Raw genomic sequence first — 14,410 nt, 5'->3', positions numbered from 1 at the left:
AGTTGACCAAATTAAGTAGGTGAAGGCAGAATAGAAAACAACTGGATGAATCAATACATCCAGTTTTTATAAGTTATATGGTCCAGATGGGGCAAATATGCTAAGACCTTGGCAAGTACATTTCCGTATTGATGAAAGGGAAGAAAAGACAGTTTTTTTAAAGCTTACCAACTTGATTAGTCAGGAAATTTTGAGTGGCCGTTTAGTACAGGGCACTATGCTGCCGGGGTCTCGTAGCCTTTCAAAAGAATTGGGAATTAATCGAAAAACGGTACAAGCAGTCTATGAAGAATTGGAAGCACAAGGTTGGCTTGTGACTCGGCCTCGAAAAGGCACATTTGTGGCAGATGTTTTACCGGAAAAAAAGCTTCAAATAAAATCAGGATCTGTTCGAAAAGTTAGTGATAAACCAATAATTCAACAAGTTGCCCAGCAGCCCCATAACGATGGTGTGCCAGATCCGAGGCTTATTCCCTATGAGTTATTTTCGAGGGCCTATCGGCACGCACTCATTAAAATTACGCAAAACCAATACATGGGCTATGGTGACCCACGAGGTATGGCTGAGTTAAGGCTGGCGTTACAACAAATGTTGTCGATGGAGCGTTTTATGAATGTTGCCGATGATGAGATTTGTATTGTACGTGGTAGCCAGATGGGAATTTTTCTAGCCTCACGTGCATTACCCAATCGGCAAGGCGTGATTGTTGTTGAAGAGTTGTATTATCCCTCTGCTTTTAAAGCTTTTCAGTCAAATGGCTTTCAAGTGGTTTCTGTCAAATTAGATGAACAGGGTATTATCATTGACGATATGGAACGGATTTTACAAGAGCACTCAGTTGCTGCAATTTATACAACTCCGCATCATCAATATCCTACAACCGTTACCATGACAATGAACCGCCGTCTTCAACTCTTAGAGCTTTCAAAAAAATGGGGCTTTTATATTATTGAGGATGACTATGATCATGAATTCCACTATCACAGTCGGCCTATGCCACCCTTAGCGAGTTTGCCTCATTCTGAATTAGTCATTCATGTTGGTTCATTGTCTAAAGTATTCGCACCTGGTATACGCTTGGGTTACATCGTGGCATCGTCATCAGTAATCCAATCGATTACTGAAGATATTTTATTGATTGATCGACAAGGTAATAACATTACTGAACTTGCTTTAGCAGATTTAATGCAACGGGGTGAAATTAAAAGACACATCCGCAAAATGAAAAAAATATATCAACTACGCCGTGACCATGCCTTAGCTGAGTTTCAAAGAGTTTTTGTAGAGAGTATTCAGATACAACCGCCTGCGGGTGGAATGGCTTTATGGGTAAAATTCCAGAAGCTATTTACTCAGGAACAGCTTATAAAATTAAAAAAACTCAATATTGATACAGAGCATAAGTTTAAACAAATCGAGTCTTCGAATCGTTGTATCCGCTTTGGTTTTGCAGCTTTATCAGAGCAGGAAATTACTTCTTTAATCGAGGCCTTAAATGACGCTCTTAATAAAAGAACAGCGGACTTATAATCCGCTGTTCCGTTTTAAGAATGATTGCCTCTATAAGAGAGTGCCTCTGTAAGGTGCGGACTTTGAATAACCTCACTTTGAGCTAAATCTGCAATGGTCCGCGCTACTCGTAAAACACGATGATAAGCACGAGCTGATAGATTTAAACGTTGCTGAGCCATTTCAATCATTCGCTGTGAAGTACTATCGAGAGTCGCGTATTGCTCAAGTTGTTTTGGTGAGAGCGCCTGATTCAAACAATCCTGTCTTTGCATTTGTTGTTCATAAGCATAAATCACACGTTGGCGAACACTGCTGGAGTCTTCAGCAGGTGTTGGGTCTTGCAGTTCTTGAGCTTTTAATGGCGGTACATCAATATGTAAATCGATACGGTCGAGTAATGGTCCTGATATACGGTTTTGATAACGTTTAATACTCTCAGGAGAACATTGACAACGACTGTCTTGATTAAATGCATAACCACATGGGCAGGGGTTCATCGCTGCAATGAGCTGAAAGTTTGCAGGGTAGGTAATTTGCCGAGCTGCTCGTGAAATAATGATTTCTTTTGACTCAAGTGGTTGGCGTAAGACTTCTAGCACTTTTCTGTCAAACTCAGGAAGTTCATCTAAAAACAAAACTCCTAAGTGAGATAAGGTAATTTCACCTGGTTTAGGATGAGATCCGCCCCCAACAAGTGCAATCGCTGATGCTGTATGATGGGGCGCTCGAAATGGCCGTTGGCCAAACGTATGCGGTGTATTGGAAATAGAATAAATACTCGCAACTTCAAGTGTTTCTTGATTAGAAAGAGGTGGCAAAATCGAAGGGAGCCTTGAAGCGAGTAAAGTCTTACCAGTGCCTGGTGGTCCTTTAAAGAGCAGCGAATGTCCTCCTGCGGCGGCTATTTCTAGTGCACGACGTGGGCGCAACTGACCTTTTACATCTGCCAGATCAAATTTATAAGGCATTTGGTTTGAGGCAGTTGCAGGTTCAACCGAAGATAGAGATTTTGTGCCCAGAAAATGTTCACAAACTTCTTTTAAGTGGCTCACTGGATAACATTCAAGGTTCGGTAAATGATTAATATCCTGACTATTATCGAGGGGTAAAAGCATTTTATGCTTGGCCTGTTGGCATGCCATGGCCAAAGTTAACGTGCCTGACACTGGTCTTACATGACCATCCAGCGCTAATTCACCAATTAATTCAAAATCTTCGGCACAGTTTTCTGGGAGCTGACCAGACGCAATTAAAATGCCTACGGCAATTGGTAAATCTAGACGTGAACCATCTTTGGGCAAATCTGCTGGCGCAAGATTAATGGTCAGTCGTTTAGTCGGAAATTGGAATCCACTATTAATAATGGCTGAGCGAACGCGGTCTTTACTTTCTCTTACTGCCGCCTCTGCTAGCCCGACAATAGTAAGAGAAGGTAAGCCTTGACTCACATGTACCTCAACTTCAATTAGAGGTGCATGTAAACCCAAAAGTCCCCGTGTATAAATTTTAGAAAAAGACATCTTATTGTTCCATTATGGTGCTTCATTTTTAATCGTTGTAAAGTATAAGTGCGCTACGTTGGTGCTTATTTTTTATTCTTTAAGGCTTCTTCTAATAGACTGACTTGTTTTTGTAGCTCTTCTAAACGTTGATTAGCCGATTGAAGTGCAGTCTTTTGACGGTCAATCTCTTGTTTAGAAACAAGGTCTAACTTCTCGACCGCTTCATTTAATAATGCACGTAAATTTTTTTCCAAATCTTTTTTAGGCTCATCAATTTGTTCCAAAATGGCCTGTAGTAATGTTTCTAACATAAAATATCCAAAGCGTTGTATTACCTTATAGTTTACAGTTTATCACTGCTTGAAGTCGGGATATAGGTTTCAATTCTTTTAGTGCAAATAGAACATTAAAACAGCACTCAACAATACTGAAAATTCATTTTATTTTTAATAGCTCATCTACATCTTGATCACTAAATAGGTTATAAAGAAAGTTCATGCAATAGATTCATTTCCCTCAACCTTTGAAATATTGGCATGAAAATTGAACATAAAACCTTACTGGTGAAAAGAAGCCGAAGGAAACAAACATGAAGCTTGTAACTGCAATTGTAAAACCGTTTAAATTAGATGATGTGCGTGAAGCGCTCTCTGACATTGGTGTACAAGGGATTACCGTAACTGAAGTTAAAGGTTTTGGTCGTCAAAAAGGACATACAGAACTCTACCGTGGTGCAGAGTATGTGGTTGATTTCTTACCTAAAGTAAAAATCGAGATTGCGATCAGTGATGAAATGGTTGACGCGGTAATTGAATCAATTACTCGTGTAGCGAGCACTGGAAAAATCGGCGATGGTAAGATTTTTGTTACTAACCTGGAACAAGTAATTCGTATTCGTACGGGTGAGACTGGACCGGATGCTGTCTAAATTGGCACAAAGCTTGCTGAGTAGAAAATAACTCGCAAATGAGGTTGGGGGACACGAATGAAAAAAATACTTATGGCGCTCAGTCTATCAGGCGCTCTTTTGGGTGGTACTGCCTCTTGGGCAGAAGAAGCTGTAACAACGCCAACATCGGAAGTTACGGCGGCATCAACATCACAAGCTACTACAACCGCGGCAGAAGCACCAGTTGCTGAAACTCCGGCAGCTCCAGCACCGACACCCACTCTTGATACGGGTGACACCTCTTGGATTTTAGTTTCAACCGCATTAGTTTTATTAATGACCATTCCGGGATTAGCATTATTCTACGGCGGTATGGTACGTAAAAAAAATGTCTTAAGTACAATGATGTTCAGCCTTTCAGCTGCAATCTTAGTAAGTTTGCTGTGGGTGATTGCTGGGTATTCAATCGCGTTCTCTGGCACAGGTGCTTTTTTTGGTGATTTGTCTAAAGCGATGCTCAACGGAGTGGCGTTTGATGCATTGAGTGGGACAATTCCTGAAAGTCTCTTTGTTATTTTCCAAATGACTTTTGCCATTATTACAGTTGCAATTCTTAGCGGTTCTATTGCAGACCGTATGAAGTATTCAGCTTTCATGGCATTTATTGCAATTTGGGTACTTGTTGTTTATGCGCCAATTACTCACTGGGTTTGGGCAGCAGATGGCTGGTTATTCAAAGCAGGCGCATTAGATTTTGCTGGTGGTACGGTTGTACATATCAACTCAGGGGTTGCAGGTTTAGTTGCTGCTTATATGCTTGGCAAACGTATTGGCCTTGGCCGTGAATCTATGGCTCCTCATAACTTAACTTTAACTGTTATCGGTGCAAGTTTACTTTGGGTGGGTTGGTTTGGTTTCAACGGTGGTAGTGCGTTAGGCGCTGGTGCTCGTGCAAGTATGGCAATTTTAGTGACTCAAGTTGCTGCTGCCGCTGCTGCATTCTCTTGGTTAGTTGTTGAACGTATGATCCGTGGTAAAGCATCTGTATTAGGTGGTGCTTCTGGTGCGGTAGCCGGGTTGGTAGTGATTACCCCTGCTGCAGGTTTTGTCGGTGTAGGCGGTGCTTTAGTGATGGGCCTTATCGGTGGCGTCGTGTGCTTCTGGGGTATTACTGCACTTAAACGCTTACTTAAAGCCGATGATGCTTTAGATGCGTTTGGTTTGCATGCGGTAGGTGGTATTGTCGGTGCGATTTTAACTGGCGTATTCTACAGTGACGAAATTATTAAAGCTGCCAACGTTACATTAGCGCCAACATTCGCTGGCCAATTATGGGTACAAGTTGAAGGCGTATTGGCAACTATGGTTTACAGCGGGATCGCAACTTTCATTATTCTTAAAGTGATTGATCTTGTGATCGGTATCCGTGTGAATGCTGATGATGAGCGTATGGGTCTGGATTTAAGCCAACATGGCGAACGTATTGAATAATCATCATTAATAATCTGCTGTCTTAAAAGAACGGTCTTGCGCTGTGATCAAAGTGATGCTTTGATCTTGCTCAGGACTGTTTTTTTGTCTCGAAGAATGCTGGTTCTGTAAGTGTGGAAATTTTGCTACACTAGGTCAAAGTAATCGACCCTATAAGTCCGCTATGCATTGTCCATTTTGCAACGCCGCAGATAGTAAAGTCATCGATTCACGTTTAGCCGCCGAAGGCTGTCAGATTCGTCGACGTCGTGAGTGTGTAAGTTGCGGTGAACGTTTTACCACTTTTGAAAGCTATGAAGTGGTAATGCCCCGTGTGATCAAATCGAATGGAAAAAATGAACCTTTCGATGAGGCCAAATTGCGTCGTTCGTTAATGCATGCGTTGCAAAAACGTCCAGTCACACAAGAGCAGATCGAAACAGTTTTAAGTGATATTCAGTTGCAGATTCGTCGTTTAGGTGAGCGCGATGTGAAATCTAGAACAATTGGCGAAATCGTCATGCAATCTTTATTTGCCCTTGACCATGTTGCTTATGTCCGATTTGCCTCTGTCTATCAAGATTTTCAGGATGTTGAAGCATTTCGCCGTCAAATAGAGCAAATGCAGCAACGTGAACACTAATCATTTGAGATTTTTATGTCTGAGTTGAAACAAGATCAGTATTGGATGCAGCAAGCCATTGAACTTGCCAAACGAGGACTATATTCGACCAAGCCTAATCCAAATGTTGGGTGTGTCATTGTCAAAGATGATCAGTTAATTGGTGAAGGTTTTCATCCTAAAGCAGGTCAACCACACGCTGAGGTTTTTGCCTTACGCGAGGCGGGTGAACATGCGCAAGGCGCAACGGCTTACGTTACGCTTGAACCGTGTGCGCACTATGGCAGAACTCCTCCTTGTGCCGAAGCATTGGTGAAAGCCCAAGTTAAAAAAGTAGTGGTCGCTTGTCCTGATCCAAATCCACTGGTTGCAGGGAAGGGCGTTCAGATTTTAAAAAATGCCGGAATTGAAGTTGAAGTTGGCATTTGTGAAGATTTAGCATCAAAACTTAATCAAGGCTTTTTAAAAGCAATGTCTACAGGCATGCCTTATGTACGTTTAAAAGTCGCTTCAAGTCTAGATGGCCGTACTGCAATGGCGTCAGGTGAGTCGAAGTGGATTACTGGCACTGCTGCCCGCCAAGATGTACAACATTGGCGTGCGATTTCTGGAGCAGTGATTACAGGTATTGAAACTGTGATTGCAGATGATTGTCAGCTTAACGTGCGTTCACTCCGTAATTGTGATATCGAGACGGTTGCTCAGCCAAAACGTGTTGTTTTAGATCGCCAAGGACGTTTGTCACTTAACGCTAAAATCTTAGAGAATCCTGAAACTGTGATGGTGATGGGGCCGTATCGTCAAGAACTTGCTGATTTAGGCGTGATACAATTAGAAATTCAGCCTTTAAAAATGCTGTTACAGACCCTATCTAAGCAACATCAAATTTATGATGTGTTGGTTGAAGCTGGCGCAACATTGTCTACTGCCTTTTTGCAAGAAGGTTTGGTGGACGAATTGATTAGTTATATTGCCCCGACATTATTGGGGAAAAGTGCAAGGGCCATGTTCAATGCAGAGTTTGAATATATGGCAGAGCAACTTCGTTTTACACTTCTTGATGTGACACAAATTGATCAAGATATACGCTTAAGGTTAATCCCTACGCAAGAGAAAGTATGAATTCAGAGCCTTCGGTTTATCACAAACGTCGTCATGCAGCCCGTACGACAGACGAATATCTTTTCCATCAGCTTGTGCCGTACTTGGGTAACAAGCGCCGATTGCTCCATCTAATTTTAGAAGCCCTTGAAATTACAGGGACGCTGAATAGTAAGAAAAAGAATCCACCGATTTTTGCCGATTTCTTTGCCGGCAGTGGCGTTGTATCTCGTTTAGCCCGTCAAAATGGTTACCGTGTGATTGCGAATGACTGGGAACCTTATAGCCATGCTTTAAATCATGCGATTTTAGCCTGTGTAGATGCGCCTGCTTTTAAAGAGTTAGGCGGCTATCAAAAGGCAATCGACTATTTAAATCGCTTACCAGAAGTTAAAGGTTGGGTAACGCATAACCTTTGTCCACGGAACGATGATGTATACGATCCAACTCGTGACCGTTTATTCTTTAAACGTCGTAATGGTATGCGTATCGATGCAATTCGTCAGCAGATTGCAACGTGGCAGGCACAAGGTGCAATTAATGATGTAGAGATGAGTGCTTTGCTTGCACCATTGCTCTATTCAGCCAGTTTTGTCAGTAATACGAGTGGCGTATTTAAAAGTTTCCACCAAGGGTGGGGCGGACGTACTCAAACTGCACTAGAACGAATTGAGTCATTACTTTGGTTAACACCGAGCCGTTTTTGTGAGATTGGTGATCGTAAACGTCCGGCTGCTGAAATGTGGTGTGTAGATTCACAACATCTAGCAAATCAAATGAGTGGTTTTGAAGTCGATGTTGCTTATCTTGATCCACCCTATAACCAACATGCATATAGTAGTAATTATCACGTTTTAAATGCATTAACTTTATGGGATCAGGTCGATTTACCTTCACCGGATACCAAAGGTTATAAGAGTGGTATTGATAGAGCTTGGCGTAAAGAGCGTCCAAGTCCATATAACTCGTCTAAACATGCAAAAGATGCATATGAGAAATTACTTTCAACCATCAATGCGCGCTATATTCTGACCAGCTATTCAACTGATGGTAATATCGAGCCGAAAGATTTGCTTATGGCTAATCTAGAGCGGGGCAAAGTCACCTTGTTAACACAAGATGTTCCGCGTTATCGAGTGAGTAAACAACGACAGTCTGAACGTGCACGCGTGCTTGAGTTTATTGTGATTACTGATACTCATGCCAAGTCAGGACCACCATTACGTCAGTTATTAGGCCAGCTTTACCACTTCGCCGAGCTAGGTGGTGTAGATACCTCAGGTAATAGTACACAGCTCGCACTTTGGTAAGCGCTGCAACTTAAGCAGTGTAAAAAGATTTGGAGATTGAGCCATGTTTACAGGCATCATTGAAAGTTTAGGAAAAGTTGAAAGCCTGCAAAGTGTAGGTGGCGATGTACGTTTACGTATTCAGACTGATCTGGATATGTCAGATGTACATTTGGGTGACTCAATTGCAACCAACGGTATTTGTCTCACAGTGATTGAGTGGGGTGACAACTGGTACGCAGCTGATGTTTCTCGTGAAAGTTTAAACCGTACGACTTTGGGTAACTGGAAAGTTGGGCAACGTGTCAATGTTGAAAAGGCAATGTTACCGACAACGCGCTTTGGCGGACATATTGTAAGTGGTCACGTTGATGGCGTAGGTGAAATTATTGTAGTACGTGAAGACGCTCGTTCCATTTATTATGAAGTGACAGCGCCGACAGAACTTGCTAAATATTTAGCGGAAAAAGGTTCTGTAACCGTTGACGGAATTAGCCTAACGATTAACCACTTACGTGGAAATATTTTAAGCTTGAATTTAATTCCACACACTGCGGAGCGTACTAATATTGGAACGTGGCAAGTGGGCAGTAAGGTCAACCTTGAAGTTGATGTTTTAGCACGTTATATCGAGCGTTTATTGCTGGGCGATAAAGCTGCTGAGCAAAAAACCGAGTCAAATATTAGTATGGCTTTTTTAGCTGAGAATGGCTTTTTAAAATAAAAGCTAGCTCATTAAAATAAAAACCGGACATATGTTCCGGTTTTTTATTTTTGAAACATTAATGCTTGGTTAGCGTGACCGAATCTGTACCCACCCAAGTTTTATGATGTTGGGTACGAGTAATCGTAAACTTACCTTTTTCAGACTCTCGTGTAAGTAAGATAGATAAAGAATTAAAGTCGTTATGACTCATATAAAATTCTTGTGCTGAAAATGTCCATTGCTCGCCTTGATTAAGCTGCTCAAGTTGCTTTGAAATCTGATGCGGAATGTCCATTTTTACCCTCATTAATTATCTTAAAATACTACTTTTTATTCTTATAATCATTTGATCTATAAGAATAATATTTGTGTCTATTTTGTGACAAATAAGTGTCAGTTTTATGACAGAAGAAGTTTTAAAAACTTTATTTCTCTATTTTTTCATCAGAAAACTTAGAATTTTTTAAGATATATTCAATTTCTTCTTGAGCTGCCGAATGTAGTTTTGCTCGGAAAGCCGTTACAGACTCTTCAATTAAGTTCTCAGCTTCAAGTTCTAAACGAATGCGTAAACTTTCAAGCTCAGATAAGATTTGATCATCGGTAATACTAAGTTTTACGCCAGAAGAGTAATTGACTGCTGGCGTTTCAGGGTTTTTCTGATAACGAGCAGTTTGCTCTGCAACTTCTTGTTCTAACTGACTGCGGATGGCTTGAAGTGCTTCAGTCTGTTCACTAAATTTACGAACTTCATCGGCTTGCAATTCAGCCGCATAGGCCGCTTCTAACGCTCGTTTATCAGCAAGTGCTTTCTCTAAAGCAAGCTGACGACGAATACGTGCTTGCTCAATCAGCTCTGCCTTAAGGTCCGCGTAAGCTTTTTCAATTTTTTGCTGTGATTCTAACTGCGCTTTTTCGTCATTTAAAACCCAAAGCTGAATCGGAGTTTGAGGTTCTAATAAGTCGCAAATACGTGCCAGATCTTGTTGATAGGCATGACGGACAGCTTCAGGCGCATTTAACCATCTTTTTTTAAAATCTTGCCCGACATTTAATGCCACCATGCTTCTCCTTTGTTCAACAGTATTTACATTTTAGCGCGTTATAATTTAAAGGTCCGCGGTTCTATACCTAAACGACGATACATTTTAAATTTTTCTCGCCCAATTTGCTTGGCTGTTTCATTATTTTCAACAATTTCTATAATGTGGCTAAAATGCTCAACTTGTTCAAGTGCATGATTGTTAAAATTAAATACTAACCAGCCTTGTTCAAGTGGTTGTTTAGCCGAAATACATACAGCAGCCTCAGCTTGATCAACCCCATGCGTAATAAAACTGACAGGGTCGAAATCCCATAATCTTTCATCAAGAGTCTGTTGTAGCTGCACATCTGGGCAATACCACCAGATTTTAGAATGCTTCTGTAAAATCTTTCGGCATAAACGGCAAGCACTATCGACTTGCCGTTCTTCACTGGTTTCAAACAGATAAAAACTAACTTTAGCCATTCGTATTTACACGATTCGCTAAAAATTGCATGAGTAATGGTACTGGACGCCCTGTTGCGCCCTTAGCTGGGCCAGATAACCATGCTGTTCCTGCTACATCTAAATGAGCCCAACGATACTCACGTGTAAAGCGTTCAAGGAAACATGCTGCCGTAATCGCACCGCCGTATGGACCGCCAATGTTTGCAATATCCGCAAATGGTGAATCAAGTAATTCTTGATAATCTTCAATGACTGGCATACGCCATACACGGTCAAATGATTGCTCACCCGCTTGTTGGAGTTCATCTGCTAAAGCATCATCTGGTGAGAACAAACCACTGAGCACTTTACCTAAAGCGACTACACATGCACCTGTTAAGGTTGCAATATCGACCACCACTGCTGGATTGAAGCGTTTGATATAGGTCAATGTGTCACACAGTACCAAACGGCCTTCGGCATCGGTATTTAAGATTTCAACAGTTTGGCCGCTCATGGTTGTCACGATATCGCCCGGACGAGTTGCCTTGCCAGAAGGCATGTTTTCTGCGGCTGCAATCGCGCCAACGACATGAATCGGAAGTTTTGCTTCGCATAGGGCACGAATAGTACCTAGTACAGAGGCTGCACCACACATATCGAACTTCATTTCATCCATGCCGAGGCCCGGTTTTAATGAAATGCCGCCTGTATCAAAAGTAACGCCTTTACCAACAAGTACAACAGGAGCTTGGTCGATTCCAGCTTGGTATTCGAGAGTTACAATACGGCCCGGACGTTCAGAACCTTTGCTGACTGCAAGAAAAGCATACATGCCTAAATCAGCCATTTGTTGCTCATTTAAGACAGTTACTTTGAGTAAATCAGGGAATTCTGCAGCTAAAGCTAACGCTTGTTCTGCCAAATATTCAGGGAAACAAATGTTACCTGGACGGTTTCCAAGGTCACGTGCATAAGACTGACCAGACTGTACCGCATGCACTAAAGCCAGTTGCTTTTCATCAAGGCTAGTCGTTGAACTAATTAAATCAACCTGTTGTAACACAAATTCATTTTTTTTCGATTTAAACTCATCATAACCATAAGCTGCTTGAGTTAAGCTTAAAGCAAATAAATAATGGTATTCGACAGGTAACGCAGCAATATCAATCGCGATATGCTTAAATTTATTTTGTGTCGATTTGATAATGGTTTGGGCAAGTTTAGCAAGCTTAACGGCCTGAAGTTCAGCTGTTTTTCCTAAGCCAAGTAATTGGCTATGAGGTTGATTTGAAATCTGACCAAATAAAGGCAGAGTTTCGTTGAAGTTGCCTTTAAATTGGGTGGCAGTAAGAACGCTTTCTAGGTTATTGATTTGATATGTGTTGATATTGCTTTGTAGCTGTTCTGAATCAACTAAAACCCACAAAGATTCATTAGATGTCTGTTCGGGAAAAGTTGTATAAGTTGTAAATTTCATGGCTGCCGTGATTGCCTATAGAAAGTTATGATGGATTAAAACATTGAAACACTTTCAAGCATAGCGTTGCAATGTGCGGTTTTATATTTTTAACATTCGGGTAAACTAGCACTCGTCCCGATTAGCCTTTTGGAAGTATTACTTTGATTATTCGGCGTTATCTCGTCAAGCAAGTTGTCTCTACCTCATTGGTGGTCATTTCCTTATTGACCTTAATCATGATGGGTGGTCGTCTGATCAAATACTTTGGTGTGGCGGCGCAGGGGCGTTTAGATGCCAGTATCTTGTTTAGCATCATTGGATATCGATTACCTGAGTTTCTTACACTCATTTTACCACTGGGTTTTTTCATTGGTTTAATGTTGGTGTTTGGTCGTTTATATGTTGACCATGAAATGGCTGTATTAAATGGTAGTGGTGTAAGTCGTCATCAATTAGCGCGATTACTCATTCCAATGACACTTGTTTATATGGTGTTTCAGTCTGTGCTTATGCTCTGGATGACGCCATGGGGACTACGTGAGTTTGAAAAGCTGACCACCACACAAGCTGTTCGGACAGGTTTCGATTTGGTTCGACCAAGAGAGTTTATTTCTTCTGGGCCATATACGATCTATGCAGGTTCATTGTCAGAAGATCGAAAGAATTTGAAGGACATTTTCTTTTATCAGCGCGCTGCTAAAGAAGATAAGCCAGATGTCATGATTTTGGCAAAAGAAGCGACTCGTGTAGAAGTTGCCAATGACACTGCCAATGTCGTCGATCTGGTACAAGGTCGTCGCTATGAAATATTCCCGGGACAACCAAAATATACACAAGCAGAGTTTCAGTCTTATCGTCTACGTTTAGAAAATGACAAAGATGTTAAGTTTGAGAGTGGCGATGTAGAAGCACTATCAACAACAAAACTGTTTTCAAAAACGAATGATCCAGTCATTAGAAGTGAGTTGGGATGGCGTTTATTTGGGCCATTCACCATTGTTATTGCGTTAATGCTATCAGTGGCATTGTCTGAGGTGAGCCCACGACAAGGCCGTTATTACCGTCTTATTCCGGCGATTTTTATTTTTTCCAGTCTGATCGTATTAATGATTGCAATCAAGACTCGTATCAGTAAAGAAGAACTCGATATTTGGGCTTATCCTGCCGTGTTAGTTGTTTACGGCGTTGCAGCTGCCTTATTCTCACGTAAGCAGAAGTTGGGACCAAAAATCAAGAAACAGATCAAGCGAGTGAAATTATAATGTTAGCACGTCGAATAGTCGCCAAATATGTGACGAAAACCACTGCGCTTGCGATGTTTGGCACCACAGTTGTTTTGTCCATTCTACAGGTCTTATTTACGTATCTTGGCGAGCTGGGTGAGCTCAAACCAGGCTATAACGCATGGCAAGCTCTCGTCTATGTTTTGTGGGGAGCTCCTCGTTATCTATATGAAATTTTACCTATTTCTGCCTTAATTGGTGCTGTGATTGGTCTGGGTTCATTAGCAACGAGTAGTGAACTCATCGTCATGCGTTCAGTGGGCATTAGTTTGTGGCGTATTGTCGGTTGGGTGATGCGCTCAGCTTTACTGCTTATTATTTTGTCATTTGCTTTGAGTGAATGGGTTATTCCTTATACCAATGAAAAAGCACAAAGTGTTAAAAGCCATCGCTCTGTAGCTGCTTTAGGTGAAGTTAAAGGTTATTGGTCACGTGAAGGGCAGCGATTTATCTATATCGACTATGCTAACTCTCAGGGTAATTTAAGAGATATTCAAGTGGTCGACTTTGACCAGAACTATTACTTGCAATCATTAATTAATGCTCAGCAAGGACAGTTTATTAAAAATGGTCAATGGGCTTTGAAAAAAGCTGAACAAATGGACATTTTGGCGGCAGGAAATGCCATCAAAACTGACCATGAAGAACAATCGCTTGCTTTAGCATTACAGCCTAAATATGTGCATATGGTGACTTTAGATCCTGAAGATCTATCACCAAGCCAACTGATTAGCTTTATGCGTTATATGGATGAATATAGTCAGGTACCAAAGACTTATCAATTGGCTTTCTGGCAAAAAGTTGCTTCGCCATTTTCACTCATCGCATTAGTACTCGTAGCGTGTTCTTTTATTTTTGGACCATTACGCCAACAATCGATGGGTTTCCGTTTGGTGATCGCATTGTTTATTGGTTTGAGTTTCTATTATTTGCAGGACTTCTTGGGCTATGCGAGCTTGGTTTATTCTCCATCTCCAGCATGGTTCGTACTTGTACCTATCTTATTAATGTTTGGTGCCGGAAGTTATTTGCTTTACCGCGCTCGCTAGTAATAATTGAGATTTATGGTTTTCATCAATCACGGGTATTGGTGAAAGCCATA

Annotated in this window: 15 protein-coding genes; 9 read left to right on the top strand and 6 right to left on the bottom strand. The window is 41.3% G+C overall.

Translation table 11 applies throughout. The annotated features are described in order from the left end of the window. Positions 1-97 precede the first annotated feature (97 nt). Positions 98-1,531, top strand: a complete 1,434-nt coding sequence (pdxR, locus tag POD11_RS16380) for a MocR-like pyridoxine biosynthesis transcription factor PdxR (protein WP_262457959.1) — start codon at positions 98-100, stop codon at positions 1,529-1,531. Positions 1,532-1,545: 14 nt separating this feature from the next. On the opposite strand, the gene POD11_RS16375 is transcribed toward pdxR, so the two are convergent. Both POD11_RS16375 and POD11_RS16370 read right to left on the bottom strand, forming a co-directional pair. After that, positions 1,546-3,033 (bottom strand): YifB family Mg chelatase-like AAA ATPase, encoded by a 1,488-nt coding sequence (locus tag POD11_RS16375; RefSeq protein ID WP_262457956.1) that lies wholly within the window; start codon positions 3,031-3,033, stop codon positions 1,546-1,548. 65 nt (positions 3,034-3,098) lie between these two features. Further along, positions 3,099-3,326, bottom strand: a complete 228-nt coding sequence (locus POD11_RS16370; RefSeq protein WP_239968116.1) for an accessory factor UbiK family protein — start codon at positions 3,324-3,326, stop codon at positions 3,099-3,101. Between the two features lie 278 nt (positions 3,327-3,604). On the opposite strand from POD11_RS16370, the gene glnK reads away from it, so the two are divergent. The 6 genes from glnK to POD11_RS16340 all read left to right on the top strand — a co-directional run bounded on the left by glnK (position 3,605) and on the right by POD11_RS16340 (position 9,110). Further along, positions 3,605-3,943 carry a P-II family nitrogen regulator gene (gene glnK / locus POD11_RS16365; RefSeq protein WP_000780326.1) on the top strand — a complete coding sequence of 113 codons (339 nt, stop codon included), beginning with the start codon at positions 3,605-3,607 and terminating at the stop codon, positions 3,941-3,943. Positions 3,944-4,000: 57 nt separating this feature from the next. Next, positions 4,001-5,395 (top strand): ammonium transporter, encoded by a 1,395-nt coding sequence (locus tag POD11_RS16360; protein ID WP_224993556.1) that lies wholly within the window; start codon positions 4,001-4,003, stop codon positions 5,393-5,395. A gap of 163 nt (positions 5,396-5,558) precedes the next feature. Beyond that, the gene (gene nrdR / locus POD11_RS16355) at positions 5,559-6,017 is read left to right on the top strand and encodes a transcriptional regulator NrdR (protein ID WP_000543541.1); all 459 of its coding nucleotides are present in this window, start codon (positions 5,559-5,561) and stop codon (positions 6,015-6,017) included. 15 nt (positions 6,018-6,032) lie between these two features. After that, complete coding sequence (ribD, locus tag POD11_RS16350) at positions 6,033-7,118, top strand: bifunctional diaminohydroxyphosphoribosylaminopyrimidine deaminase/5-amino-6-(5-phosphoribosylamino)uracil reductase RibD (protein WP_262457951.1); 1,086 nt, start codon at positions 6,033-6,035, stop codon at positions 7,116-7,118. Then, complete coding sequence (locus tag POD11_RS16345) at positions 7,115-8,407, top strand: DNA adenine methylase (RefSeq protein WP_002121221.1); 1,293 nt, start codon at positions 7,115-7,117, stop codon at positions 8,405-8,407. Before ribD ends, POD11_RS16345 begins: the two co-directional genes overlap by 4 nt. 43 nt (positions 8,408-8,450) lie before the next feature. Then, complete coding sequence (locus tag POD11_RS16340) at positions 8,451-9,110, top strand: riboflavin synthase (RefSeq protein ID WP_262457949.1); 660 nt, start codon at positions 8,451-8,453, stop codon at positions 9,108-9,110. Positions 9,111-9,168: 58 nt separating this feature from the next. Here POD11_RS16340 and POD11_RS16335 read toward each other — a convergent pair whose 3' ends face one another. The 4 genes from POD11_RS16335 to POD11_RS16320 all read right to left on the bottom strand — a co-directional run bounded on the left by POD11_RS16335 (position 9,169) and on the right by POD11_RS16320 (position 12,043). Next, on the bottom strand, positions 9,169-9,387 hold the full coding sequence (locus POD11_RS16335; protein WP_262457947.1) for a hypothetical protein: 219 nt from the start codon (positions 9,385-9,387) through the stop codon (positions 9,169-9,171). A gap of 130 nt (positions 9,388-9,517) precedes the next feature. Beyond that, positions 9,518-10,156: a cell division protein BlhA gene (gene blhA, locus POD11_RS16330; protein ID WP_262457946.1), complete on the bottom strand. Its 639-nt coding sequence runs from the start codon at positions 10,154-10,156 to the stop codon at positions 9,518-9,520. A 38-nt stretch (positions 10,157-10,194) separates the two neighbouring features. Beyond that, positions 10,195-10,602, bottom strand: a complete 408-nt coding sequence (locus tag POD11_RS16325) for a DNA polymerase III subunit chi (RefSeq protein WP_239968122.1) — start codon at positions 10,600-10,602, stop codon at positions 10,195-10,197. Then, entirely contained in the window at positions 10,595-12,043 is a 1,449-nt protein-coding gene (locus POD11_RS16320) for a leucyl aminopeptidase (protein WP_262457944.1), read from the bottom strand. Before POD11_RS16320 ends, POD11_RS16325 begins: the two co-directional genes overlap by 8 nt. Before the next feature lie 143 nt (positions 12,044-12,186). Here POD11_RS16320 and lptF point away from each other — a divergent pair, with 143 nt between their 5' ends. Further along, entirely contained in the window at positions 12,187-13,287 is a 1,101-nt protein-coding gene (gene lptF / locus POD11_RS16315) for an LPS export ABC transporter permease LptF (RefSeq protein WP_002121169.1), read from the top strand. After that, positions 13,287-14,357: an LPS export ABC transporter permease LptG gene (lptG, locus tag POD11_RS16310; RefSeq protein WP_239975909.1), complete on the top strand. Its 1,071-nt coding sequence runs from the start codon at positions 13,287-13,289 to the stop codon at positions 14,355-14,357. The genes lptF and lptG overlap by 1 nt, the downstream gene beginning before the upstream one ends. Positions 14,358-14,410 lie beyond the last annotated feature (53 nt).

Source organism: Acinetobacter sp. P1(2023), from assembly GCF_028367635.1.
Lineage (GTDB): Bacteria > Pseudomonadota > Gammaproteobacteria > Pseudomonadales > Moraxellaceae > Acinetobacter > Acinetobacter pittii_E.
The sequence above is the reverse complement of the archived record's forward strand: the minus strand, read 5'-3'. Positions and strand labels throughout refer to the sequence as shown.

Excerpts from the sequence above, each read along its gene's own strand:
- pdxR (WP_262457959.1), top strand. The coding sequence starts at position 98 with ATGCTAAGACCTTGGCAAGTACATTTCCGTATTGATGAAAGGGAAGAA.
- POD11_RS16375 (WP_262457956.1), bottom strand. The coding sequence starts at position 3,033 with ATGTCTTTTTCTAAAATTTATACACGGGGACTTTTGGGTTTACATGCA.
- POD11_RS16370 (WP_239968116.1), bottom strand. The coding sequence starts at position 3,326 with ATGTTAGAAACATTACTACAGGCCATTTTGGAACAAATTGATGAGCCT.
- glnK (WP_000780326.1), top strand. The coding sequence starts at position 3,605 with ATGAAGCTTGTAACTGCAATTGTAAAACCGTTTAAATTAGATGATGTG.
- POD11_RS16360 (WP_224993556.1), top strand. The coding sequence starts at position 4,001 with ATGAAAAAAATACTTATGGCGCTCAGTCTATCAGGCGCTCTTTTGGGT.
- nrdR (WP_000543541.1), top strand. The coding sequence starts at position 5,559 with ATGCATTGTCCATTTTGCAACGCCGCAGATAGTAAAGTCATCGATTCA.
- ribD (WP_262457951.1), top strand. The coding sequence starts at position 6,033 with ATGTCTGAGTTGAAACAAGATCAGTATTGGATGCAGCAAGCCATTGAA.
- POD11_RS16345 (WP_002121221.1), top strand. The coding sequence starts at position 7,115 with ATGAATTCAGAGCCTTCGGTTTATCACAAACGTCGTCATGCAGCCCGT.
- POD11_RS16340 (WP_262457949.1), top strand. The coding sequence starts at position 8,451 with ATGTTTACAGGCATCATTGAAAGTTTAGGAAAAGTTGAAAGCCTGCAA.
- POD11_RS16335 (WP_262457947.1), bottom strand. The coding sequence starts at position 9,387 with ATGGACATTCCGCATCAGATTTCAAAGCAACTTGAGCAGCTTAATCAA.
- blhA (WP_262457946.1), bottom strand. The coding sequence starts at position 10,156 with ATGGTGGCATTAAATGTCGGGCAAGATTTTAAAAAAAGATGGTTAAAT.
- POD11_RS16325 (WP_239968122.1), bottom strand. The coding sequence starts at position 10,602 with ATGGCTAAAGTTAGTTTTTATCTGTTTGAAACCAGTGAAGAACGGCAA.
- POD11_RS16320 (WP_262457944.1), bottom strand. The coding sequence starts at position 12,043 with ATGAAATTTACAACTTATACAACTTTTCCCGAACAGACATCTAATGAA.
- lptG (WP_239975909.1), top strand. The coding sequence starts at position 13,287 with ATGTTAGCACGTCGAATAGTCGCCAAATATGTGACGAAAACCACTGCG.